Origin of the sequence: Agromyces sp. G08B096 (genome assembly GCF_040267705.1) — a bacterium.
In the GTDB taxonomy this organism is placed as follows: Bacteria; Actinomycetota; Actinomycetes; order Actinomycetales; family Microbacteriaceae; genus Agromyces.
In genome coordinates this window covers 3,531,995-3,554,249 of record NZ_CP158374.1, presented here as the reverse complement: position 1 = coordinate 3,554,249, position 22,255 = coordinate 3,531,995, and the positions used below count along the sequence as shown (strand labels likewise).

At 73.0% G+C, this 22,255-nt stretch carries 29 protein-coding genes; 9 read left to right on the top strand and 20 right to left on the bottom strand.

The genetic code is table 11. The annotated features are described in order from the left end of the window. Positions 1-33 precede the first annotated feature (33 nt). Complete coding sequence (locus tag ABIQ69_RS17030; RefSeq protein WP_350348314.1) at positions 34-1,044, top strand: SDR family NAD(P)-dependent oxidoreductase; 1,011 nt, start codon at positions 34-36, stop codon at positions 1,042-1,044. Positions 1,045-1,075: 31 nt separating this feature from the next. Here ABIQ69_RS17030 and ABIQ69_RS17025 read toward each other — a convergent pair whose 3' ends face one another. Then, entirely contained in the window at positions 1,076-1,633 is a 558-nt protein-coding gene (locus ABIQ69_RS17025; protein WP_350348313.1) for a DUF2231 domain-containing protein, read from the bottom strand. Between the two features lie 234 nt (positions 1,634-1,867). Here ABIQ69_RS17025 and ABIQ69_RS17020 point away from each other — a divergent pair, with 234 nt between their 5' ends. Beyond that, positions 1,868-2,350 carry a DUF892 family protein gene (locus tag ABIQ69_RS17020; protein WP_350348312.1) on the top strand — a complete coding sequence of 161 codons (483 nt, stop codon included), beginning with the start codon at positions 1,868-1,870 and terminating at the stop codon, positions 2,348-2,350. 77 nt (positions 2,351-2,427) lie between these two features. Here ABIQ69_RS17020 and ABIQ69_RS17015 read toward each other — a convergent pair whose 3' ends face one another. The 4 genes from ABIQ69_RS17015 to ABIQ69_RS17000 form a co-directional block, all read right to left on the bottom strand. Continuing rightward, positions 2,428-3,126, bottom strand: a complete 699-nt coding sequence (locus ABIQ69_RS17015; protein ID WP_350348311.1) for a DUF3618 domain-containing protein — start codon at positions 3,124-3,126, stop codon at positions 2,428-2,430. Beyond that, the gene (locus ABIQ69_RS17010; protein WP_350348310.1) at positions 3,123-3,548 is read right to left on the bottom strand and encodes a phage holin family protein; all 426 of its coding nucleotides are present in this window, start codon (positions 3,546-3,548) and stop codon (positions 3,123-3,125) included. The genes ABIQ69_RS17015 and ABIQ69_RS17010 overlap by 4 nt, the downstream gene beginning before the upstream one ends. Next, positions 3,545-4,033 carry a hypothetical protein gene (locus ABIQ69_RS17005; RefSeq protein WP_350348309.1) on the bottom strand — a complete coding sequence of 163 codons (489 nt, stop codon included), beginning with the start codon at positions 4,031-4,033 and terminating at the stop codon, positions 3,545-3,547. Before ABIQ69_RS17005 ends, ABIQ69_RS17010 begins: the two co-directional genes overlap by 4 nt. Positions 4,034-4,211: 178 nt before the next feature. Next, entirely contained in the window at positions 4,212-4,691 is a 480-nt protein-coding gene (locus ABIQ69_RS17000) for a DUF6098 family protein (protein WP_350348308.1), read from the bottom strand. Between the two features lie 91 nt (positions 4,692-4,782). Here ABIQ69_RS17000 and ABIQ69_RS16995 point away from each other — a divergent pair, with 91 nt between their 5' ends. Next, positions 4,783-5,766 carry a CorA family divalent cation transporter gene (locus ABIQ69_RS16995; protein ID WP_350348307.1) on the top strand — a complete coding sequence of 328 codons (984 nt, stop codon included), beginning with the start codon at positions 4,783-4,785 and terminating at the stop codon, positions 5,764-5,766. A 21-nt stretch (positions 5,767-5,787) separates the two neighbouring features. Here ABIQ69_RS16995 and ABIQ69_RS16990 read toward each other — a convergent pair whose 3' ends face one another. Both ABIQ69_RS16990 and ABIQ69_RS16985 read right to left on the bottom strand, forming a co-directional pair. Beyond that, positions 5,788-6,084 carry an ATP-dependent DNA ligase gene (locus ABIQ69_RS16990; protein WP_350348306.1) on the bottom strand — a complete coding sequence of 99 codons (297 nt, stop codon included), beginning with the start codon at positions 6,082-6,084 and terminating at the stop codon, positions 5,788-5,790. Between the two features lie 77 nt (positions 6,085-6,161). After that, positions 6,162-8,750 carry an MMPL family transporter gene (locus tag ABIQ69_RS16985; protein ID WP_350348305.1) on the bottom strand — a complete coding sequence of 863 codons (2,589 nt, stop codon included), beginning with the start codon at positions 8,748-8,750 and terminating at the stop codon, positions 6,162-6,164. Between the two features lie 90 nt (positions 8,751-8,840). Between ABIQ69_RS16985 and ABIQ69_RS16980 the strand changes: the two genes are divergently transcribed. After that, the gene (locus tag ABIQ69_RS16980) at positions 8,841-10,256 is read left to right on the top strand and encodes an alpha/beta hydrolase fold domain-containing protein (protein WP_350348304.1); all 1,416 of its coding nucleotides are present in this window, start codon (positions 8,841-8,843) and stop codon (positions 10,254-10,256) included. On the opposite strand, the gene ABIQ69_RS16975 is transcribed toward ABIQ69_RS16980, so the two are convergent. Together ABIQ69_RS16975 and ABIQ69_RS16970 are read right to left on the bottom strand one after the other, a co-directional pair. Beyond that, positions 10,213-10,359: a hypothetical protein gene (locus ABIQ69_RS16975; RefSeq protein WP_350348303.1), complete on the bottom strand. Its 147-nt coding sequence runs from the start codon at positions 10,357-10,359 to the stop codon at positions 10,213-10,215. The genes ABIQ69_RS16980 and ABIQ69_RS16975 overlap by 44 nt on opposite strands. Beyond that, positions 10,356-10,580 carry a hypothetical protein gene (locus ABIQ69_RS16970; protein ID WP_350348302.1) on the bottom strand — a complete coding sequence of 75 codons (225 nt, stop codon included), beginning with the start codon at positions 10,578-10,580 and terminating at the stop codon, positions 10,356-10,358. The genes ABIQ69_RS16975 and ABIQ69_RS16970 overlap by 4 nt, the downstream gene beginning before the upstream one ends. Before the next feature lie 127 nt (positions 10,581-10,707). Between ABIQ69_RS16970 and ABIQ69_RS16965 the strand changes: the two genes are divergently transcribed. Continuing rightward, positions 10,708-11,220, top strand: coding sequence for a gluconokinase (locus tag ABIQ69_RS16965; protein WP_350348301.1), 513 nt, complete (start codon positions 10,708-10,710; stop codon positions 11,218-11,220). 127 nt (positions 11,221-11,347) lie between these two features. Here the strand turns inward: ABIQ69_RS16965 and ABIQ69_RS16960 are convergent, their stop codons facing one another. The 3 genes from ABIQ69_RS16960 to ABIQ69_RS16950 all read right to left on the bottom strand — a co-directional run bounded on the left by ABIQ69_RS16960 (position 11,348) and on the right by ABIQ69_RS16950 (position 14,249). After that, complete coding sequence (locus ABIQ69_RS16960) at positions 11,348-12,055, bottom strand: SOS response-associated peptidase (protein ID WP_350348300.1); 708 nt, start codon at positions 12,053-12,055, stop codon at positions 11,348-11,350. A gap of 56 nt (positions 12,056-12,111) precedes the next feature. Beyond that, positions 12,112-13,041: an alpha/beta hydrolase gene (locus ABIQ69_RS16955; protein ID WP_350348299.1), complete on the bottom strand. Its 930-nt coding sequence runs from the start codon at positions 13,039-13,041 to the stop codon at positions 12,112-12,114. 113 nt (positions 13,042-13,154) lie between these two features. Then, entirely contained in the window at positions 13,155-14,249 is a 1,095-nt protein-coding gene (locus ABIQ69_RS16950; protein WP_350348298.1) for an SDR family NAD(P)-dependent oxidoreductase, read from the bottom strand. A 94-nt stretch (positions 14,250-14,343) separates the two neighbouring features. On the opposite strand from ABIQ69_RS16950, the gene ABIQ69_RS16945 reads away from it, so the two are divergent. Then, positions 14,344-14,922: a helix-turn-helix domain-containing protein gene (locus tag ABIQ69_RS16945; RefSeq protein ID WP_350348297.1), complete on the top strand. Its 579-nt coding sequence runs from the start codon at positions 14,344-14,346 to the stop codon at positions 14,920-14,922. A gap of 52 nt (positions 14,923-14,974) precedes the next feature. Here ABIQ69_RS16945 and ABIQ69_RS16940 read toward each other — a convergent pair whose 3' ends face one another. The 6 genes from ABIQ69_RS16940 to ABIQ69_RS16915 all read right to left on the bottom strand — a co-directional run bounded on the left by ABIQ69_RS16940 (position 14,975) and on the right by ABIQ69_RS16915 (position 17,919). Next, positions 14,975-15,310, bottom strand: coding sequence for a PRC-barrel domain containing protein (locus tag ABIQ69_RS16940; protein ID WP_350348296.1), 336 nt, complete (start codon positions 15,308-15,310; stop codon positions 14,975-14,977). Beyond that, positions 15,307-15,738, bottom strand: coding sequence for a hypothetical protein (locus ABIQ69_RS16935; RefSeq protein WP_350348295.1), 432 nt, complete (start codon positions 15,736-15,738; stop codon positions 15,307-15,309). Before ABIQ69_RS16935 ends, ABIQ69_RS16940 begins: the two co-directional genes overlap by 4 nt. Beyond that, positions 15,735-16,160: a divalent metal cation transporter gene (locus ABIQ69_RS16930; RefSeq protein ID WP_350348294.1), complete on the bottom strand. Its 426-nt coding sequence runs from the start codon at positions 16,158-16,160 to the stop codon at positions 15,735-15,737. Before ABIQ69_RS16930 ends, ABIQ69_RS16935 begins: the two co-directional genes overlap by 4 nt. Continuing rightward, positions 16,157-16,978, bottom strand: a complete 822-nt coding sequence (locus tag ABIQ69_RS16925; RefSeq protein WP_350348293.1) for a divalent metal cation transporter — start codon at positions 16,976-16,978, stop codon at positions 16,157-16,159. The genes ABIQ69_RS16930 and ABIQ69_RS16925 overlap by 4 nt, the downstream gene beginning before the upstream one ends. Then, on the bottom strand, positions 16,978-17,448 hold the full coding sequence (locus ABIQ69_RS16920) for a hypothetical protein (protein WP_350348292.1): 471 nt from the start codon (positions 17,446-17,448) through the stop codon (positions 16,978-16,980). Before ABIQ69_RS16920 ends, ABIQ69_RS16925 begins: the two co-directional genes overlap by 1 nt. A gap of 63 nt (positions 17,449-17,511) precedes the next feature. Beyond that, on the bottom strand, positions 17,512-17,919 hold the full coding sequence (locus ABIQ69_RS16915) for a metalloregulator ArsR/SmtB family transcription factor (RefSeq protein ID WP_350348291.1): 408 nt from the start codon (positions 17,917-17,919) through the stop codon (positions 17,512-17,514). 105 nt (positions 17,920-18,024) lie between these two features. On the opposite strand from ABIQ69_RS16915, the gene ABIQ69_RS16910 reads away from it, so the two are divergent. Both ABIQ69_RS16910 and ABIQ69_RS16905 read left to right on the top strand, forming a co-directional pair. After that, positions 18,025-19,389, top strand: coding sequence for an NAD(P)-binding domain-containing protein (locus ABIQ69_RS16910; RefSeq protein ID WP_350348290.1), 1,365 nt, complete (start codon positions 18,025-18,027; stop codon positions 19,387-19,389). A 76-nt stretch (positions 19,390-19,465) separates the two neighbouring features. Next, the gene (locus ABIQ69_RS16905) at positions 19,466-19,870 is read left to right on the top strand and encodes an arsenate reductase ArsC (RefSeq protein WP_350348289.1); all 405 of its coding nucleotides are present in this window, start codon (positions 19,466-19,468) and stop codon (positions 19,868-19,870) included. A gap of 73 nt (positions 19,871-19,943) precedes the next feature. On the opposite strand, the gene ABIQ69_RS16900 is transcribed toward ABIQ69_RS16905, so the two are convergent. Both ABIQ69_RS16900 and ABIQ69_RS16895 read right to left on the bottom strand, forming a co-directional pair. Beyond that, complete coding sequence (locus ABIQ69_RS16900; RefSeq protein WP_350348288.1) at positions 19,944-20,711, bottom strand: YcnI family protein; 768 nt, start codon at positions 20,709-20,711, stop codon at positions 19,944-19,946. A 104-nt stretch (positions 20,712-20,815) separates the two neighbouring features. After that, on the bottom strand, positions 20,816-21,463 hold the full coding sequence (locus ABIQ69_RS16895) for a hypothetical protein (protein WP_350348287.1): 648 nt from the start codon (positions 21,461-21,463) through the stop codon (positions 20,816-20,818). A gap of 137 nt (positions 21,464-21,600) precedes the next feature. Here ABIQ69_RS16895 and ABIQ69_RS16890 point away from each other — a divergent pair, with 137 nt between their 5' ends. Then, positions 21,601-22,227, top strand: coding sequence for a pyridoxamine 5'-phosphate oxidase family protein (locus tag ABIQ69_RS16890; RefSeq protein WP_350348286.1), 627 nt, complete (start codon positions 21,601-21,603; stop codon positions 22,225-22,227). Positions 22,228-22,255: the final 28 nt, after the last annotated feature.

Below are 22,255 nucleotides of genomic sequence, written 5' to 3'. Positions count from 1 at the left end.
TCCGGCGTCTGCGCCCCGGTGCGACAATGCCGCATGCGTGAGCGGGCGGACGTCGTCGTCATCACCGGAGCCTCGAGCGGCATCGGCCGGGCCGCGGCCCACGCGTTCGCCCGCCGGGGCGCTCGTCTGGTGCTCGCCGCACGCGGCCCCGAGGCCCTCGAGCAGGCCGCGGCCGAGTGCCGGTCGGCGGGTGCTCGCGTGCTCGCAGTGCCGACCGACGTGGGCGACGAACGGCAGGTGCAGGCGCTCGCCGCCGCCGCACTCGCGGAGTTCGGCCGCATCGACGTGTGGGTCGGTGCCGCGGCCGTCATGAGCTACGGCGGCATCGAGGAGACCCCGCTCGAGCTGTTCCGCGCGGTGATGCAGACGAACTACTGGGGACAGGTGCACGGCGCCCGCGCGGTGCTGCCGACCTTCCGGCATCAGGGCCGAGGCACGCTGGTGCTCATCGGCTCGGTCTACGGCAAGGTCGCGTCGGCCTACGTCGCGCCGTACGTCTCGAGCAAGTTCGCCCTGCGCGGCCTCGCGGCGGTGCTCCGGCAGGAGCTCGTCGGCGTGCGAGGCATCCGGGTGGCACTCGTGCTGCCCGCGACGGTGGACACGCCGATCTACCAGCGCGCGGCGAATGTGACGGGCAGGCGCGTGCACCCGCTGCCGCCGGCGATCACGCCCGAGCGCGTGGCGCGGGTCATCGTGCGCGTCGCCGGGCGCCCGCGACCGGAGACCACGGTGGGGCTCGGCCAGCGGGTGGCCGTGCCGCTCGCCGTGCTGTGGCCGAGCGGGTACGCCCGGCTCATGCGCCGGGTCATGGACACGGCGGCGCTCCGGCGCGGGCGCCGGGCGGTTCCGAGTACCGACGGCGCGGCGCTCGGCCCGCAGCCAGGGACGGAGCGGGTCACCGGCGGATGGCGTTCGACCCCGGCGCGCGTGGTCGCGACACTGGCGGGCGCCGCGCTGGTGGGCGGGCTCGGCGCCGGCGCGAGGCGTCGCCGAGCGCGCAACGACCGAGCAGCGCATCCACGGCGCGGCCGACGACCAGGATGACTCCCGCGCAGCGGCCCCGGAGGACTCGCGCTCAGGCGTAGCCCTCGGACTGCACGCCCTCGTCGGCCACACGCACGCCGTACCGGTAGGCCAGCTTGCCGCCGAGCCATCCGGACACTCCCAGCACCAGGAGACCGACGACGCTCAGGACGACGCCCATCACACTCACGTCGGAGCCCACGGCGAAGCGGCCGATGAGACTGCCGAGGAAGAGCGCCACGACGACCAGGTTCAGTGTGAGGTGCAGCAGTGCTGTCGCACGCGCCCGAGTGCCGCCCTGGATCATCGAGAGGTCGAGCAGCCCGAACACGGCGGCGAGCACGGCGCCGACGAGTCCGATCGCGATCAGCAGCTTCGCGCCCGACGTGAACGCCCCGGGGTCGTCGGAGAACCAGGACACGATGTCGAAGACGAAGCTCGCGACCCAGCATCCGATGGGGATCGTCACGAGGATGGGGTGGAACGGGTGACCGTAGGGCCCGGCGACGACGGCGCGGGGATGCTTCGCCCGGTGCATCGCCTCGGTGCCGGGTGGGACGGCGCTCGCGGGTTCGCCGTGGCGAGGGGAGGATGGTGCGTTCGCGGTCATGGCGGTCCTTCCGTTCCGCCGATCCTCTCGCCGTCCGGCCCGAACCGGGCGGGGGTTGACGGCGGGCGCCCGACCCGGGACGAGGTCGCTGCGTGCCCGCGCGTGCCCGGGGACGCGGGCCCGGATAGCCGGAGGCCCGCGGACCTCGCAACCCCCTGACACCCCGGTGCGGCCGGCGCGACGATGGGAACCCGTGCCGTGGACGACGGCGCGGATGTCACGGAAGGACGGTCAATGGTCCAGCAGACGCTCACGACTGCGGAAGAACTCCTCCACTACCAGCTGCGCAGCGCACTGACGATGGAGAACGACTCGCTCGCCGCGCTCGGCGAGCTCGCCAGCGCCGCCAAGAGCCCCGAGATCAAGCAGCTCTTCCGTCACCACGCGGACGAGACAAAGGAGCAGATCGCGAACCTGCAGCAGGTGTTCAAGCTGCTCGACTACAAGGAGACGACGGCGCCCTCGCCGAGCACGAAGGGCATCTCGAAGCAGGCCGCGTCGCTCCTGGAGCGCAGCGCTCCGAAGCTCCGCGACCAGGTGGCGCTCGCGAGCGCCCTCGGCAACGAGCACTACGAGATCTCGGCGTACGAGGGACTCATCCTGCCGGCGACCGCGCTCGGCCTCGTCGACGCGGTGTCGCTCCTCCAGGCGAACCTCGACCAGGAGGTCCACACGAGCGAGGAGCTGAAGACGACGCTGCAGTCGCTCGTCGCCTGAGCGAAGCAGCGGAGGCGCGCGCCCCGGTGGTCGCGCGCCTCCGTCGTGTTCCGGGCGTCGCGCTCAGGGCAGCGGGCTCACGGCAGCGGCTGCTGGCCGGGCAGCGTCCCGGTCTGCGGTCCGCCGGTGCCCATCGGTGCCTGCGGCTGCGTCCCCACGGGGGCCGCACCGGTCGGCGGCACGGTCGGCGGCGTCGGCACACCGGATCCGCCGGTCGTCTGGCCGCCGCCGGTCTGGCTTCCGCCCGACCCGTCGCCCGACTGGCCGCCGGCCTCCGCCTTCACCGCGCCGACCGCGTCCGCTGCACGCTCCTTCACGTGCTCCACCGCTTCGGCGGCCGGTTCACGGAGGTGTTCGGCCGACTCGCCGACCGCGTCTTTCACCTGGTCGACCATGGGCTCCGCGGCATCCTTCACCTTCTCGGCCGCGCGCTGCTCCGGGCGGGAGCTCGGGATCAGCGACGCCGCCAGCAGGCCCGCGCCGAACGCGATCAGCCCCACGGCGATCGGATTGCCGCGCGTGCCCGACGCCAGCTTCGCCGGCGCATGCGCGACGGCGTCGCCCGCGTGGTGCAATGCGCCCTGCGTCGAGTCGGCGGCATCGGATGCCGCGCCCATGACGCGATCCTTCAGCGAGGTCATCGCCTCCCTGACCCGGCGGCCCTGGCGGGCCGCGGCCTTGCCGGGGTTGACCTTGTCGGCGAGCGCGTCGACGTCCTGGCCGAGCTCGGCCCGCGTGCGCTCGATGTCGTCTCGGATCTCATCCGGATTGCTCATCGGTTCTCCTCATTCCTCTTGAACGTGTCGGGGATCTCCCGAAGCGTGTCGACGGTCTCGGGCATGCCGGCGATGCGCTTGGCCTCTCGGCGACCCGCGGCGACCAGCACGGCCGCGACGATGCCCCAGATGACGGCGACCACGACCGCCGACCAGGCGTTGCCGATCAGGTAGCCGAGCGCCCACCACAGGGCCACCGAGAGGAACGCGAGTGCGAGCAGGCCCGCGACTCCGGCCCCGCCGAACAGCCCGCCGGCTCGTCCGGCGCGTTTGCCGCTCTCGGTGATCTCGGCTTTGGCGAGCTGCACCTCCTGACGCATGAGCGTCGAAAGGTCGCGCGTGACCTCGCCGAGCAGGTCGCCGAGCGAGGTGCGCTCGGCCTGTCGTTCCGACGGCGTGAGGCCGTCGTCACCGGTGGTCATGGCCGGCCGCCGGTGGAAGGCGTGTCGGCCTGGGTCGACAGCGCGCGCACGAGGCGCCCGACGACGACGCCGGCGCCGACCGCGATCGCGATGAACACGCCGGGGCGGCGCCTGGCGAACGCCTTCACCTCGTCGACGACGTCGCCGGGCTCGCGCGTGCCGAGCCAGTCGGCGGCACGTTCCACGCGCTCGCCCGCGGCGCGTGCCAGCTGCGGTCCGATGCCGGACGCGTCAGGGGCATCCGCCATCGTCGTGAAGCTCGACGCCGTCGAACGCAGGCCGTCCGCGGCGCGCGACTGCTGGGTAGACGCCTGCGAACGCACCTCGTCGCGGACCCGGCCGGCGAACGAGCGGACCTGGTCCTTCGCTTCCGCGGCGACCGACGCCGTCTCGCGCTTCGCGGTGTCGGCGACGTGCCGGGCGGCGTCGCCCGCATCGCTACCGGTGGTGCCGCTCGTGGTGGTCGTGGGGTTCGGATCGATCATCTGGCTCACCCTCCTGAGCGCGCGACCGACTCGGCTCGCCGGGTGCGAGTCTCGAACGGTCGTGCGATGAGGTGGCCAGGCTAGGAGCGGGAAATCGGGGCGGACAGGGACTTGCGGTGATCCACACCGGGGCGTATAACCCGCGAGGATCCGAACACGCGTTCGGCAGGCGGGGCGCCTACTCCGGGCCCTCGGGGCCCGTGCCCGCGTCGAACCGCTCGTGGTACCGCTCCTCCGCTTCGGCGAGCAGCGTCTCGTCGAGCTCGGCCTCGAACTCGACATCGGCGAGCAACGGCTCGCAGTCGGGGCCGCGACCCACGACCCGGCCGCGCACCAGCCAGGCGCGCCGGTCGGGGTTGCGGTCGTGCAGATGCTTGTACTGGCACAGCTGCCGGGCGAGCCAGTCCTCGACGGGCCGGGTCCACCACGGCTCGGGGTCCAGCGGGTTGACCGAGAGGCCGGGCAGTTCGAGCCCGCTCTCGGTGTCGATGGAGCCGCGGGTCAGGTCGTCGGACGGGCCCTCCGAGTAGCGGATGTAGGCGGGCTGCTCGCCGAGCGCGCGCGCCAGCGCGGCGATCGTGTCGATGGGGGGCACGGCGTCGCCGGCGTCCGGCCCGGCGCCGTCGGCGTGCGCGTCCGAGTGCGAGGCATCCCCCATCCCGTGACCGTAGCGCGGATCGGCGGCGGCCGCCCGGGGTTGACGCACCGCGTCCGGATCGGGCGGAATGGAGGCACGAAGGAGGCACGCGATGCACGCGAGAGTGCTCGAACTCGATCGCGGGGAAGTCACCGAGCTCGACGGCGACCCCGACCCCTCCGACCTCCCGCCCCCGCCGAAAGGCTCACGCCACGGCACCACCTGGTACTGCCTCGTCGACCCCGATGAGGAGGTCCTGGCGCGCCTGGGCGAGCAGCTCGACCTCCACCCGCTCGCGGTCGAGGACGTCTCGGTCGGCCGACAGCAGCCGAAGGTGCAGCGGTTCGGCGCTCACATCTTCGTCGTCGCGTGGGACCTGCTCCCGGGCGACGATCAGCGCATGGTCGTCGGCGAGGTGTTCTTCTTCATCGGCAGCGGATGGCTCGTCACTGTGCAGCACGCGCACGGCCAGGAGGTGACCGACCTGTGCTCGGTCATGGAGACCCACGGCCGGGATCTCGGCGAAGGCCCCGTCGCGGCGACCGCTGTGCTGCTCAGGGACATCGTGAGCCGCTACACGGCCGCGGCCGCCGACGTCGAGACCGAGCTCGAACGGCTCGAGGGCGAGGTGTTCGATCCCGACACCACCGACGACGTCGCGCGCATCCTCCTCGTGCGCCAGAACATCGGCCGCCTCGAACGGGCCGTGGCGAGCCTCTCGGCTGCCCTCGAGGCGAGCCTCGGCCATTTCGAGGAGCTCGCCCTCGACCGCGAGAAGCTCGGGCCGTACCTCCGCGATCTCATCGACGACATCGCGGGCACCACGGTGCTCGCCACCGATCAGGCGCGCGCGCTCGAGGCGATCGTCTCGAGCCACGAGTCGAACGTCGCGATGCGGCAGAACCAGGACATGCGCACCATCTCCGCGTTCGCCGCGCTGCTGGCGATCCCCACGCTCATCGCCGGGGTGTACGGCATGAACTTCAAGAACCTGCCGCTCGTGCAGTGGCAGTGGGGATGGCTCGTCGTGACCGCCCTGATCGTCGCGATCGACCTCGCCGTCTACTGGCGCTTCAAGCACCGCCACTGGTTCTGAGCAGCGGCGCGCAGCGCCGCCTCAGCTCGCGTCGAGATCCGGCGGCTCCGGCACCTGCTGCAGCCCGTTCGCCGACCCGGCGCTCTCGGCGAGCCGTTCGAGCCAGTTCCGGTTCAGCTTCGGCACCCGGTTGCCGTGGAACACGAACTGGAGCGCGGTCGCCGGCGCCAGCCACATCGTCACCGAGCGCCCATCGTCGTCGAGCGTGAGGGGGAACGACTCCCTCCGGCGCAGCTTGTCGACGATCACGACCTGCAAGTGCGCCAGCACCCGGTCGTCGACCTCGATGTCGCGGTTCTCGTACACGAAGACGCCCACGGTGAATCCTTCCCTCGGCTCAATGCTTCCGGGCGGGCTCGATCCGCGAAACCGGTGGCGCGCAGGCGCCGGGATGCCTACAATCCGGGGCGGGCCGACGGCGGGACATCCGTCGAGGCGTCGGCGGGGGCAGCTGTCGGCTCCACGTGGTGGCGCCGCTCGAGCGCCGCGCCCTCCACATCGACGTCGGGCATGATGCGGTCGAGCCACTTCGGCAGCCACCACGCCGAGCGGCCGAGCAGGTGCATGAGGGCCGGCATGAGGAGCATCCGCACGACGAACGCGTCGACCAGCACGCCGAACGCGAGGCCGAAGCCGATCGACCGGATCATCGTCGACTCGCTGAAGACGAATCCGCCGAACACCGAGATCATGATGAGCCCGGCGGCCACCACGACCGACCGGCCGGCGCGGAAGCCGCGGGCCACCGCGAGTCTGGCGGGCGCGCCGTGCACGTACGCCTCCCGCATGCCCGAGGCGAGGAACAGCTGGTAGTCCATCGCGAGGCCGAAGAGGATGCCCACGAGGATGACCGGCAGGAAGCTCAGGATGGGCCCGGTGTGGATGCCGAGCGCGTCGGCGCCCCAGCCCCACTGGAACACGGCGACCACCGCGCCGAAGGTGGCGAACAGCGACAGGATGAATCCGCCGGTGGCGATGAGCGGCACCAGGATCGACCGGAACACCAGGATCATGATGAGCAGCGACAGGCCCACGACCACGACGAGGTAGAGCGGCAGGACGTCGGCGAGGTTCTGCGAGACGTCGATGTTGATCGCCGCCTGGCCTGCGACGCCGAGCGTGATATCGCCGTCGACCGGCGGCAGGGCGCGGATGTCCCGGACGAGCTGTTCGGTGGACTGGCTGTTCGGGCCCTCCGCCGGTACCACCTGGAACGCGGCGAGGGTGCCGTCGTCGGAGACGGCGATCGGGGCGACCGCGACCACGTCGTCCAGGTCGGCGAGGGTCGTCGCCACGTCGAGCTGCGCCTGGAGCACCTCGTCGTCGTCGAGGTCCTCGGGCAGGGTCGCCGCAACGAGGAGCGGGCCGTTGGCACCCGCGCCGAGGGCCTCCTCGGTGGTGGCGAATGCCCGGTACGACGCGGACTCGACCGGCTCGGATGACCCGTCGGGCAGGCCGACTCGCATGGACAGGGCCGGGATCGCGATGGTGAGCAGCGCGGCGGCCGTCGCGACGACGGTGACGACGGCGCGCCAGGTCGACATCGGCTTCGCGTCGAGGTCTTCGTGATGTTCCTCGCCGATGCGCGCACGGGCGCGCCGGCCGAGCACCCGGGTGCCGAGCAGACCGAGGATGGCGGGGGTGAGGCTGATCGCGATGAGCACCGCGATCGCGACGGCCACGGCACCGACGGTGCCCATGAGCCCGAGGAACGGCACGCCGGTGACGTTCAGGGCGAGCAGTGCGACGATGACGGTGGCGCCGGCGAACACGACGGCGTTGCCGGCGGTGCCGTTGGCGAGCCCGACCGACTCGTGCGGCTCGGCGCCCTGGAGCAGCTGCTTGCGATGCCGGTTGATGATGAACAGCGAGTAGTCGATGCCGACCGCGAGGCCGAGCATCACGCCGAGGATGGGCGTGACCGAGGCCATCTGCACGACACCCGAGAAAGCGAGCGTGCCGAGTGCGGCGATCGCGACGCCGAGGATGGCGGTGACGATCGGCAGCGAGGCGGCGATGAGCGAGCCGAGCATGACGAGCAGCACGACCGCGGCGAACACCACACCGACGACCTCGCCGACACCGACGATCTGCGGCACGCCCTGGGCGATATCGGTCGAGAACGAGACCTCGACGCCGTCGATCGGCTCGGACTCGAAGTGGTCGATGACGGCCTGCTTCGACTCTTCGGGCAGTTCGAGTCTCGGCTCGGTGAAGGCCACGTTCACGAGGGCCGTCGAGCCGTCTTCGGAGACGACGCGGATGCCGTCGGAGAGGGCGAGCAGTTCGGCGCCCTGTTCGAGCTGCTCGGCATTGGCCTCGAGCTCGTCGCGGCCCTCGTCGAGCTTCGCCTGCTCGGCGTCGAGCTGCGCCTGACCGGCGTCGAGCTGGGCCTGCTGCGCGTCGAGCTGGGCCTGCTGGGCGTCGAGGGCGGCGAGCTGCTCCTCGGGTGCGCCGGCCGCCTCGGCCTGGGCGCGCGCGGCGTCGAGCTGCGCCTGACCCGCGTCGAGCTGGGCCTGCCCGTCGGCGGCCTGGGCGCGAGCGGCGTCGAGCTGCGCCTGCCCGGCGTCGAGCTGGGCCCGACCGTTCTCCAGCTCGGTGCGGCCGTCGGCGAGCTCCTGCTGGCGGTCGGCGCGCTCCTGCTCGGTCTCGAACGGGTCGATGACGTCGGCGACGTCGGGAAGCCCGGTCGCGGAGTCTGCGAGATCGCTGATCGCCGCCTGCTGCTCGTCGGACAGCGGCGAGCCGTCGACCGTCTCGAAGACGACGGTGCCGGAGGCGCCGGCGAAGTCGGGCAGCTCGCCCTCGAGCTCCTCGATGACCTCGCCCGAGGCGGTGCCGGGGATGTCGAAGCTGGTGGCGAGTCCCTTGAACCCGATGAGGAAGCCGCCGGCGGCGATGGCGAGGACCACGACCCACGACGCGACGACCACCCAGCCGCGGCGGGCCGCGAATTTCCCGAGCCGGTAGAGCAGTTCGGCCATGTGCTGATCCTTCCTACTTCCGGCCGTCGCCGAAAGGCAGACCAAGAATACGCAACGGTGCGTCTCGTTGACTGAACGTAGGATGTGAGGATGGCGGCAGGACGGCGCGGTGCGGCGCGGAGCGAGGCGGCGCGGATCGCGATCCTCCGGGCGACCGCCACGCTGTTCGCGGCCCGCGGCTACGACCACCTCACGATGGAGGGCATCGCCGCCGAGGCCGGCGTCGGCAAGCAGACGATCTACCGCTGGTGGCCGTCGAAGAGCGCGCTCGTGGCCGAGACGCTCCTCGAGGGGATGCTCCTGCCCGACCGCTTCACGCCCGCAGACACCGGCGACGTGCGCGCCGACCTCGCCGCGTGGCTCGACGTGCTCTTCGACTTCCTCGCCGACCCCGGCAACGCCAGCCTGCTCCGGTCGCTCGTCGCGGCGGCCACCGAGAACGAAGAGGTCGGCGACCGCCTGCGCGACAGCATCGGCGCGGGATCGCTGCTCACGGCTCGTCTCGAGACCGCACGCCGGGCGGGCCAGCTCCGGCCCGACGCGCCGCTCGCCGAGATCGTCGAAGCCATGGTCGGCCCGCTCGTGCTCCGCGCGCTCAGCCGCGCGCCCGCCGAAGACGGTGCCGCCGAGCGGCTCGTGAGCACCGTGCTCGGGCCGGCGTCGGGCGCGGAGGCATCCGGTCTGCGAGTGCTGCGCGACCTCGTCTACGCGGAGCGGCCGGGCTTCCGCCCGCTGGCGCTCGACCTGCACCTGCCGGCGGATCCGGCCGGCGGCGATCGGCTCCCGCTCGTCGTGTACGCCCACGGCGGCGGCTGGCAGTCGGGCAGTCGGCGCGAGTTCGGGCCCGACATCGACGACGGCTTCGCCCGCATCGCCGCGGCCGGCTTCGCCGTCGCCTCGGTCGACTACCGGCTGAGCGGGGAGGCGACGTTCCCCGCCCAGGTCGACGACATCGTGGCGGCCCTCGCCTGGCTCCGGGACCATGCGGTGGAGCTCGGCATCGACCCGGGGCGTGTCGTGCTCTGGGGCGAGTCCGCGGGCGCCACGCTCGCCGCCCTCGCCGGCCTCCGCGACGGCGCCGCGACGGCGGGCGTGGTGAGCTGGTACGGCCCGACGGACTTCATCGAGCACGCCCGGCTCCTCGGCCGAACCGACGACCCCGACTGCAGCGAGGCGAGATGGTTCGGCGCGACGGTGGGGGAGCGGCCCGACCTCGCGGAGGCCGCAAGCCCCGCGCGGCAGGCGCGCCGGCGCTCCGGGGATGCCCCGCCGCCGTTCTTCATCGTGAACGGCACGGCCGACCACACCGTGCCGCCGTCGCAGGCCCGGGCGCTCGCCGATGCCCTCCAATCGGTCGGCGGCGATGTCGAGCTCGTGCTCGTCGAAGGAGCCGGGCACCGCTTCGAAGGCGACATCGACCGCGACGCGCTGCTCTCGCGGTCGCTCGCCTTCGCGGCGCGGGTCAGCCGTCCTCGGCCGTCATCCGGAAGTGGACCGTCTGCATGACGATGCGGCCGTTGCGCACGACGAAGCTGTCGGCGCCGTCGATCGCGCTGCGGCCATCGGCGTCGCCCGACCAGACGAGGAAGGCGTAGTCGCCCGAGATCACGGTGTGCCGGTAGGCGAACTCGGCCGGCCCGAGCAGCCGGCGAGTTCGGCCGCGGAGTCGCGCACCCCGTCGGGCCCCCGGAACTCACCCGAACGGCTGAGCAGCACCACGTCGGCGGAGTAGTTCGCCTCGATGTCTCCGTCGATGTCGCCGGCCAGCCGCCTGGCGAGATGGTCGTGGATGACCTCGGTCGTCGATCGGCCGGTTCCCCGTGCGGTCATGGCGGGCTCCCCTCATCGCTGCGAGCGTAGGCCGGGGCATCGGGTCGTGACAGGGGTTGACGGAAGCCGCCCGCGGATGTGGCAGCATCGGACGGGGCCGCGCGAGGCCCGTGGAGGAGCGATGAGCATGGCCGGGCCGGAGGCGATCGTCGTCATGGGCGTCTCGGGGTCGGGCAAGTCGACCATCGGCGCCGCGCTCGCCGACGCGATCGGCGCGGCGTTCCTCGACGCCGACGACCTGCACCCCGACGCCAACCGCCGCAAGATGGCCGCCGGCGTCCCGCTCGACGACGACGACCGCTGGCCCTGGCTCGACGCCGTCGGCGAGTCGATCGGGGCGGAGCACACGGGCGGCCGCGCGGTCGTGATGGCCTGCTCCGCGCTGAAGCGCGTGCATCGCGACCGGATCGCGGCCGCGGCGGGCGACGCGCACCCCGTGTTCGTGCACCTGTCGGGCAGTGAGCAGCTGCTCGCCGACCGGCTCGCCGCGCGACGGGGGCACTTCATGCCGGCGAGCCTGCTGACCTCGCAGCTCGACGCGCTCGAGCCGCTCGGCGAGGGGGAGCGGGGCGTTCAGGTGGAGAACCTCGGCGAGCCGGGCGAGGTCGTCGCGCGCATCCTCGCGGCGCTCGGACGCTGACGGCCGTCAACTCGCGGCGTCCTCCAGGGGGATGAGGCGCGCCCGCCGGAACCGGCCGTGCGACCGGCCGTGTGCGGACCGCACGAAGACGGGTGAGCTCATCGGGGTCCCGTCGCTCATGGATGCCTCAGCGCTCGAGCGGCTCGATGAGCGTCGGGTCGCCGGGGTCGATGCGGCGGTGGTTGTTCACCCGCGGATCGACCTCGTACTCGGTGATGGTCGGCGCGACGCGATCGGATGCCTCGAGCAGGAAGTCGACCATCGCCTGCATGCCGCCCGCGTCGAGCTTCACGGGGTCGAGGTAGCGGTCGATCTCGTCGAGCGGGAGGTAGACGGGCATGCGGTCGTGCACCTCGCCGGAGGCATCCCTCGCTTCCCGCGTGATGATCGAGGTCGAGACCTCCCAGCTGCCGTCCTCAAGCTTGCGGGCCGTGGCGATGCCGGCGGCCGCGAGGAGCTGGTCGGGCCCGTGCAGGAAGTGCGCCTGCTTGTGCCCGGGCTCGCCGGTCCACTCGTAGTAGCCCTGCATCGGCACGATGCACCGGCCGGAGGCGAACGCGCTCTTCCACAGGCCGTTCGTGGCGACCGTCTCGATGCGGCTGTTGAACTGCGGCCGCTTCGACTCGCGCATGAACGAGGGCCGGAAGTTCCACACCGCCGGCTCGAGACGCCGCACGAACTCGCCGGTCTCGGCCTTCGGCCGCTCGCGGATGATCGGCACGACGTCGGTGGGGGCGAGGCTGAAGCTCGGCTCCCACTCGGGGAAGTCGTCTTCGGCGTCGAAGACGTCGGTGAGGTCGGTGACCTTCTGCGAGACGACGAACCTGCCGCACATGCCTGCCTCCTCCGTGTCGGGCCTCAGCCAAGCGTGGCACGGGCGGGTGACATCCGTCAGCCCACCGCGAGCAGCCCGTCGCGGAGCGCGCCCGCCTGCGCCTTCCAGAACGCCCGGGAGACGCCGGCGTTCCGGAGCAGCGCGTCGAATCCGTGGAATGCGCCGTCGACGATGACGAGTTCGCACGGAACCCCGGCGTCCTGCAGGCGGTGGGCGTAGGCGACGTCCTCGTCGTGGAACAGGTCGAGCGTGCCGACGCCGATCCAGGCGGGCGGCAGGCCGGTGAGGTCGGCGCGGCGCGCGGGTGCCGCGTACGGGTGTACCTCGGGTCGGCCGGGGGCGCCGCCGAGGTAGCTGGTCCACGCGAACCGGTTGCTGGCCGGCGTCCAGCCGCGGACGCCGCGCGTGTCGACGTCGGTGCGGAGCACCGTGCGGTCGTCGAGCATCGGGTAGACGAGCAGCTGGAACGCCGGTCGGAACTCGCCGCGGTCGTGCGCGGCCTGGGCGAGCGCCGCCGCGAGCCCGCCGCCGGCGGAGGCGCCGCCGATGGCGATGCGCGCGGGATCGACGCCGCGAGCACCGGCCTCGGCGAAGAGCCAGCTGAGCGCGGAGTAGGCGTCTTCGAGGGCCGCGGGTGCGGGGTGCTCGGGCGCGAGCCGATAGCAGGCCGACACGACGAGGATGCCGAGCTCGCGTGCGAACGCGATGCTCGACGCCTCGTCCTGTTCGGGGTCGCCGAGCAGGAACCCGCCGCCGTGGAGCCACAGCAGCGCGGGGGAGTCCTCGCTCCGGCCGCGGGGGTCGTAGATGCGGAGATCGACGTCGGCGCCGCCGTGGGCGCCGGGCACGGTGAGGTTCTGGATGCGCACGTCGGCGGGCTCGGGCAGCCTCGGCCGCTCGCGCCGCATGAGGGGCAGCACGGCGCGCGACACCGAGAGCTTCGGGATGAACCGGGCGACGGCGAGGTCGGGATGGAAACGGGACACGAGTCTCCAAATCGATCGGCGGTGGGACGACCTTACTCCCCGGACGTGACGAACGGGCGGGCCGTGCTCACATGAGCAGGCCCGCCCGGGAGTCGGCCGGGAGGCGTCGGAGGCTACGCCGCCGACCACCCGCCATCGGACGCGAGCACCACGCCGTTGATGTTCACGCCGTCGTCGGAGAGCAGGAAGGTGATGGATGCCGCGAGCGCCTCGGCCTCCGCGGCGTCGGGCAGGATCGTCATCGCGAGCTGCACGCGCTCGGCGCCGAGCTGCGACGCGAACGTCGCCTCGATGTTGGTGATCGTCGGGCCGGGGGCGACGGCGTTCACGCGCAGGCCGCTGGGCCCGTACATGAACGCGGTCGACTTGGTGAGCCCCACCACCGCGTGCTTCGACGTGGTGTACGCGACGCCAGCGGCCGAGCCGCGGAGCGCGGCCTCGGACGCGGTGTTCACGATCGAGCCGGTGCCCTGGGCGACCATCGTCGGCACGACCGCCCGCATGAGCTTCATCGTGCCGTCGACGTTCACCCGCATGACGCGCTGCCAGACGGCGTCGGTGAGCTCGCCGACGGGCGTCATGTCGTCCATGATCCCGGCGATGTTCGCGAGGCCGTCGATGCGCTCGCCCGCCGCCTCGACGATGCGGGCGACCGCGGCGTCGTCGGTGATGTCGGCCACGAGCGTCACGACCTCGGCACCGGCGTGGTCGGCGGCGAACTCGTCGAGGCGCTCCTGCGACACGTCGACCGCGATCACGCGGCCGCCCTCGCGCGCGATGCGCGAGGCCGTCGCGCGGCCGATGCCGGACCCCGCGCCCGTCACGATGACGGTCTTGCCGGCGAACCGGCCCTGGTCGAGCCGCTCCACCCACTCGGGGCGCTCGACCCCGGCGGGCGCGGCCTCCTCGGTGGCAGCGGGCTCGGCGGCGTCGTCGGTCGACGCGGATGCCTCGGCCGAGGCATCCGTCGCCGCGCCGGCCGGCACGTCGCCCGCCGCAGCGCGCGCGACCAGGTCGTCGACCATCTCCTGGCTGAACTGGCCCTTGCTGAGCTTGATGAGGCGCTTCAGCGCCAGCCGGCTGACCGGACGCAGGGCGTCGGGGCTCTGCCCCGCCTGGGCGAGCAGGTCGCGGACGATGGGGCCGCCGACGGGGTGCTCGAGCCAGGTCTTGATCGAGTCGTCGCCGGTGAGGGTCTTCGGGGTCATGCGGGTGGTTCCTTCTTCTTTCAGGGGTGCGGTGCCGCGGTGGCGGCCTCGGGGCTTGCACCGGACATCATTGTCCGGTAGTACGCTAGCACCCATGCCCGAGCGTGGGAAGGGTGCCGCGGCCCCCCGCAGACCCAACCGAGGGCCGAGCGCCGGCCCCGAGAACCGGCGCGCCCTCATCGCCGCGGCGCGCGAGGTGTTCGCCGCCGACGGGCTGCAGGCCCCCTTCAACTCGATCGCGAAGAAAGCCGGTGTGGGGCAGGGCAGCCTCTACCGGCACTTCCCCGACCGGCTCTCGCTCGCGATCGCCGTGTTCGACGAGAACCTCGACGAGCTCGAGGCATCCGTCGCATCGCCCGAGGCCACCCTCGACGACCTGCTCGACGCGATCATCGGCCAGGCCGTCGTCTCCACCGCACTCATCGACCTGATCTGGTCGGAACGCCACGACGTACGCGTCGAGCACTTCGGCGTGCGGCTCGCGGCGATCGCCGACCGGGTGCTCGCCCGCGAGCACGCGGCCGGCCGGGTGGGCGAGCACATCACCTCGCGCGATGTGCTCCTCGTGGTCACGATGCTCGCCGAGCTCGCCGCGCACACCGACGACCCCGACCGGCTCACCGCCGCACACCGGGCGCGGGAGCTGATCGACCTCGCCTTCGCGCCGCGGTGAGCGGGTGAGGCGGACGCGCCGTGCCGTGGAAAGCTGCGCTGAGCGGCCGCCGTCAGAGCGCCGGGTCGAGCGCCTCGTGCTCCGGAACGAGATGGACCGCGTCGCGATCGACGCGGGCCACCGACGCCCATGGCACGAGGAAGGTGCCGCGGTGGCGTCTCGCCAGGAACCGGGCGATCAGGGCGGGCGCCGTCTGCTCGGTGCGCTCGTAGCCCCAGTACGACGAACGGGTGCGAGGCGAGACGACGAAGCCCGCGATCCGCGCCTCCGCGAGGGCCGCGTCGGGGCGGACGGCCCCGTCGAGCACGAAGCGCACGTCGATGAGGAATCCGAGCCGTTCGCCGGCGGCGTCGAACACGGGCAGTCCGAGCAGGTCGCCGAGGATCATGACGAGCCCTCCGGGTCGTGCCGGCCGCCCGGGATGCGGGCGATGATGCGGTCGCGGACCCAGCGCTCGGTCCACGCGGCATCCAGTTCGGTGCCGACCGAGCCGAGTCGGAGGACCACGCCGACCTCGGCGACCAGGCGCCACGGGATGCGCGCCCAGCGGGACGACGGCGGCCGGCCGCCGAAGATGCGGGTCGCGAGCACGGGGCCGGTGAGGATCGACGTGATCACCGGAGCGGGCCGGCGGTGATCGATGGGCTCGCCGAACACGAGGTCGTCGGAGAGCTCGAGGTCGTCGACCGTGGTGATGGGGGTGCCGTCGCGGTCGAGCAGCTGCCGGTCGAGCAGGTGCAGGGTCGCGTCGAGCACCCGGCCGGGCCCGGCCTGCCCGCCGCGGCCGGCCCCCGTGCGCTCGCCCGTTCCGCTCATGCGCCCGCCCCCGTGATGATCATGAGCGGGATCGCCGCGAGCGACGCGATCAGGATGATCACGAGCAACACGAGCGCGATCGCATTCATGCCCCGGCCGTTCACGTGCTCGCCCATGTACTCCCGGTCGTTGGCGATGAGCAGGATCGGCAGGTACGTCAGCGGCAGGGCCACCGCGGAGAAGACGACCGAGAACTCCGTCACCTGGATCGGGTCGACGCCCGTGGCGAGGATGCCTCCCGCGACGAGGATGCACACGATCATCGACAGGTGGAAGCGCGACGCGTCCGCCGGGCGGCGGAACTTGCCCCACGACCAGCCGAAGAACTGCGCGAGCGTGTAGCCCGACGACAGCGTCGTCTCGAGCGCCGCCCCGAACGTCGCGGCGAGGATGCCGACGAGCACGAAACAGAGGGCGATCACGCCGCCGGCGTCGGCGACGGGCAGGACGACCTGGGGGGGCTCGTCACCTCGATGTCGCGCGGCAGCAGCACGATCGTCGCGCACGCGGCGATCGCGATCGAGAGGAGGCCGCCGAGCGGGAAGCCGACGAAGACGTTCGCCTTCGACTGGGCGAGGTCCTTCGCCGTCCAGCCGTCCTCGATCGCTCCCGACGAGAAGAAGAACACCTCGTACGGCGTCATCGCGGCGCCGAAGAGCGCGATGGCGTAGAACGCGTACGTGGCGATGGTCTCGCCCTGCGGCACGTGCGGCACGAGCTGGCCGCCGAGGTCGCCCCAGTCCGGACCGAGCAGGAACACGGCGACGAGGAAGACGACGAGGGTCAGCCCGAGCAGGCCGGTGGTGTTCTCGAGGAACGAGAACTTCGCCCGCCACACGGCGATCCAGACGCCGAACATCGCCAGCGGGATCCACACCGCGGGCGGCAGGCTCGACGCGAGCTGCAGCGTGAGGGCGATGCCGCCGATCTCCGCCGTCACCGTCAGCAGGTTGATGAGGAACGAGCCCGTGAGGTTCGCCAGCGCTGCGCGCGGCCCCAGCCGTTCGCGCACGATCTCGAACGTCGCCCGCCCGCTCACCGCGGCGACCCGGCCGGCCATCTGGGCGTACACGCAGATGCCCACGACGCCGACGATCACGACCCACACGAGCCCCAGACCGAAGCGCGAGCCGACCACCGCGTTCGTCACGAGGTCGCCGATGTCGACGAACCCGCCGATGGCGGTGAGGATGCCGAGGGCGACGGCGAAGATCTTGGTGGCGCCCGACTTCGTCGCCATCAGCCCTCACCCGCCTGCACCAACGCGTTGAGTCGCGCCGACGCGGCCTCGAGGGCGTCCGCCGCGGCATCCGCATCGACGAGGCCCTGCATCGACTCGCGCGCCGCGTCGACCGCGTCGAGGCCCGCACGGATCGCGTCCCGTGTCTCCGCGCGGAGCGTCCGCTCCTCGTCGGTGGCGACGTCGGCCTCCGAGACGGTGCGGGCGGCATCCGACAGCTCGCGCTCCGCGTCGTCGAACGCGGTCGCGGAGACGCCGAAGAGCGCGCGGCCGTGCTGCTCGAGTTCCAGCGCCAGGCTCGCGGTCTCCACCGCAGAGCGGCCCTGCGCCGCGGCATCCGTCATCGTCTGCGACAGCGGCGCGCATCCGGCGAGGACGAGGGCGCACGCCCCCATGACGAGGGCGGTCGTGATCCGCCGACGACCGGGCCACCGCGCGCTGCGCGCGCCATGACCGATCCGAAGCCCCACGGCATCACGGTAACGCGCAGCCCGCAGCGGGCGGCGGGCGTTGACGCGCGTCGGCGGGATTCGCTACACGGCCGCCGGTGCGCCAGCGAGGGCTGCAGCGGCGCCGCTCACGGCGCCGGCGGGCAGCAACGCGCTCGCGACGCCGTCGAGGGAGCCGGGCACGAGTCGGTAGTACGCCCAGGAGCCGCGGCGGGTGCGGGTGAGGAAGCCGGCGTCCATGAGCTGCTTCAGGTGGTGCGAGACGGTCGGCTGGCTGAGGCCCACGGGGTCGACGAGATCGCAGACGCAGGCCTCCTGCCCCGCAGACGCCGCGACGATCGAGAGCAGGCGCAGCCTCGTCGGGTCGCCGAGGGCCTTGAAGCGCCGGGCGAGGCGTTCGGCGTCGTCACTCGTGATGACCTCGGCCGTGAGCGGGGCGCAGCAGGCGGATGCCTCGCCGACGGGCGTGAGGGTGAGCTCGGTCGCAGCCATGGCATCGATGATAGTCGATATTGACATCCACCAATACCGCGTGGCACAGTCGGCATCGAAGAACATCGATACCGCGCTCGCCGCGATCTACCCACCGGAGTCACCATGACCCTCCTCGAGACCCCCGCCCTGCGTCGACCGCTCACCGCGCCCGAACTCGACCCCCTGCCCGTCGCCGTCATCGGCGCCGGCCCGATCGGGCTCGCGGCCGCGGCGCACCTCGCCGAACGCGGCCTGCCGTTCGTGATCCTCGAAGCGGGCGACGCCGTCGGCGCCGGCATCCGGAGATGGGGGCACACCCGGCTCTTCTCGCCGTGGAAGCACGTCGTCGACCCGGCGTCGCGTCGCCGCCTCGAGGCGAGCGGATGGACGCTCCCCGCCGCCGAGCACCTGCCCACCGGAACCGAACTCGTCGAGCGCTACCTCGAACCGCTCGCCCTGCTCGAGCCGCTCGACGGGCGCATCCGCACCGGTGCCAGAGTCGAGGCCGTGACCCGGCGCGGCATGGACCGCACCCGGTCGGCGGGGCGCGCTGAGACGCCGTTCCTGCTCCGGATCCGCACGTCCGACGGAACCGAGGAACTCCTCGCACGCGCGGTGATCGACACGTCCGGCACGTCGGAGCATCCGAACAGCCTCGGCTCGTCCGGCCTCGACCCGCTCGGCCTCGACGGGGTCGCCGACCGGGTCTGGCACGCCCTGCCCGACGTGCTCGGCCGCGACCGCGAGCACTTCGCCGGCCGCCACGTCACGGTCGTCGGCGCGGGCCACTCCGCGGCCAATACACTGCTCGCCCTGGCCGAGCTGGCCGAGGAGGAGCCGGCGACCCGCATCACCTGGCTCATCCGCAACGCGAGCGCCGTCCGGGTCACGACCTCCGACGACGACGGACTCGCCGCCCGCGCGTCCATCGGCCGACGCGTCGACGCGCTCGTCGCGGCCGGCCGGATCCGGGTGGTCGACCGGTTCGAGATCGTGCGGCTGGCGCGGCTCGACGATGGCGTGGCGGCCGACGGCGCGGTCCGGCTGATCGGCGCGCGCGGCGACGACCTCGTCGAGCACGACACCGACCTCGTGGTGAACGCCACCGGTTTCCGCCCCGACCTCGCGATGCTCCGCGAGATCCGCCTCGATCTCGACGAGGTCGTGGAGGCGCCGAGGCGCCTGGCGCCCCTCATCGACCCCAATGTGCACACGTGCGGCACGGTCGAACCCCACGGCTTCGCCGAGCTCGAGCACCCCGAGCCGGGCTTCTTCCTCGCGGGCATGAAGAGCTACGGCCGGGCGCCCACGTTCCTCCTCGCCACGGGCTACGAGCAGGTGCGCTCGATCGCCGCCTGGCTCGCGGGCGACCTCGCCGCGGCCAGCGCGGTCGAGCTCGAGCTGCCCGCAACCGGGGTGTGCTCCACGAGCCTCGCGCCCGACGGCTCGTCGTGCGGCCCCTCCGACGGCGGCGGATGCTGCGGGTGACGGGTGCGACGGCCGACCGGGATCGCCGCCCGTCGCCCGCCGCAGCGCGTTCACCCGGATGACCTATGATCCCGGCATGACCGACCGCCCCTCCGTCCTCTTCGTCTGCGTGCACAACGCCGGCCGCTCGCAGATGGCCGCCGGGTACCTGCGCGCCCTCGCCGGCGACCGGGTCGAGGTGCGCTCCGCGGGCTCCGAACCGAAGGACGAGATCAACCCCGTTGCCGTCGCAGCGATGGCCGAGGAGGGCATCGATCTCGCCGGCGCCACCCCGAAGATCCTCACGGTCGACGCCGTCAAGGAGTCCGACGTGGTCATCACCATGGGCTGCGGCGACGCGTGCCCGATCTTCCCCGGCAAGCGGTACGAGGACTGGGAGCTCGACGACCCGGCCGGCCAGGCGATCGAAGCCGTGCGACCCATCCGCGACGAGATCCGGCGTCGCGTCGAGGCGCTCGTCGCCGACCTGCTGCCGGGCTGAGCCCGCGGCCGGTCCGCGAGACAGGGATGCCCCGCCCGAGACGACTCGGGCGGGGCATCCCTTCATTCGGAGATCAGCCGCGCGCGGGGCGACGGCGCGCGAGCACCGCGAGCACCACGCCCGCGACGCCGACGGCGAGCCCGCCGACGGCGAGCCAGCGCGCGACCGGGTCGTCGCCGGTCGCGGCAGTCGCATCGGAAGCGCCCGAGGCGTCGGCCGGGTCATCCATCGCTTCATCGCTCGCGCCGCCGTGGCCGTGGCCGCCGGCCTCCGCGGCGGTGACGACGATCGAGGGCGCCGGGTGCTCGGGCTCCTCTTCGCCCTCCTCGGCGAGCTCGCTCCAGTCGGTCGAGCCCTCGGCGCACTCCTGCAGCACCGGGAAGGCGAGCGTCTCGCCGGCCGCGTCGGCGGGCAGCTGGAAGCTGAGCTCGATCACGTCGCGGAGGTCGGACGGCAGCGGAGTGACGGCCGTGTAGACGACCTGCGCGTCACGGTCGACGAGGTTCGCCCCGTGGCTGTCGGTCTTCGGCTCGGGCAGTTCCTCGACCACCTTCTCGATCGTCCAGCCGGAGTTGACCGTCGGGGTGACCCGGTCGACGCCCTCGGGCATGGTGAACGTGAGCTTCGTGGTCGGGCTGTCGCCGCAGCCGTGCGGGATGGCGAAGGCGACGACGGTGTACGAGCCTTCTGCGGTGCTGGTCGGCTCGACGCCGACGTGCGCCGATGCCGACAGCGGCGCGGCGAGGGCGAGGAGGAGGCCGCCGCCGAGGGCGGCCGTCGCGGCCAGGGCGGTGCGGGGGCGGGCGGTGCGGGGGCGCGGGGTAGGGATGTGCTGGGTCATGTGCTGCTCTCTGCGGTCTCGGCACGTCGGACGTGCCCGCGGACGCGCGCGCCACGAGGCGCGGATCGCGTCCGCTGAGGATGATGATCGGTTCGCGTGGCCGCTCAGGCGGCCGCAGCGCCGATCGGCGGACCCCGATGCCGCAGGGAGACGAGGTGCAGGTCGCGGGCGGCCGTGACCGCCGGCCGGGGGAGCGTGCGGAGCCGCGGCGCAGCCGCGGGCAGGGGTGCCGCGCCCACGACGAGCGCGACGGCGACGAGGATGCCTCGCGCGAGAGTCCGCAGCCCCGCGAGCACCCGGCCGGCCCAGAGGATGAACCCGACGGTGAGCATGGCCGCGACCGCGTGGGCGAGCAGCATCAAGAGTCCGAGATGGCCTGGATGCGCCAGGCCTGCGGCATCCAGGCCGGCGGACGGCGGCAGCACGATGCGCTCGTGCCGGTGCCCCGCCGACTCGGCCGTGACGACGCCCGTGACCGGAGCGCCGGTGCCGAGCGAGTACAGCGCGTGCAGCGCGACCTGCGCGCCGAGCGCGGCGACGGCGGTGCGGATGCCTCCGGCGCGGCCGCCCCGCCGTCCCGGAACGCCGACGACGACCGCCGCGAACGGGACCGCGAATGCGAGGGCCAGGGCGATCGTCACCGCGCCGGGTGCGGCGCCGCCGCCGAGGGTGTGCGCGAGCGAGGCGACGAAGGTCGCGAACACCGCGATCGCACTGCCTCGCGCGAGCTTCGCGCTCCGATCCCTCCGCACCCGACCAGCGTAACCGCCCGTGGCGGTCGGGCTCGGCGGAAGGCCCCCGTGCGGGCGGGATCTGCCGGTGCGAGGCGGTTCCCACCGGCGGATCCCGCCGACACGCGGCCGCGCGGAGCGGGCGTAGGTTGGGGAGCATGGGCCACGGAGGAACACCCGTCACAACCGTCGCCGAGCTCGAGGAGATCGTCGGCCAGCCGCTCCCGTCCGCACGGGGCAAGACCCGCCACCGGCTGCACGAGATCCACCGGCGATGGCTCGAGGCATCCCCCCTGTGCTTCATCGCGACGGCCGACGCGGCCGGCAACGCGGATGTCTCGCCGAAGGGCGACCCACCCGGCTTCACGCTCGTGCTCGACGAGCACACCATCGCGATCCCCGAACGGCCGGGCAACCGGCGCGCCGACGGCTTCCACAACCTCCTCGCGAACCCGCACGTCGGGCTCGTCTACGTCATCCCCGGGCGCGGCGACACGCTCCGCATCAACGGCCGGGCCCGGGTGCTGCGGGACGTGCCCTACGCCGACCGCATGACGGTGCGCGGTCACGTGCCGACGCTCGTGGTCGAGGTCAGCGTCGACGAGGTGTTCTTCCACTGCTCGAAGGCGTTCCTCCGGTCGAAGACCTGGGACCCCGAGACCTGGACGCCCGACGCCGCGCCCCGCCGCGCCGTCATCGCGCAGACGCTCGAACGCCCCGACGACTCCCTCGAGGAACTCGAGGCCTACTACGGCCCGTCGTACGCGGAGAAGATCTACGGCTGAGGGATGCCTCCGGCCGAGGCATCCCTCA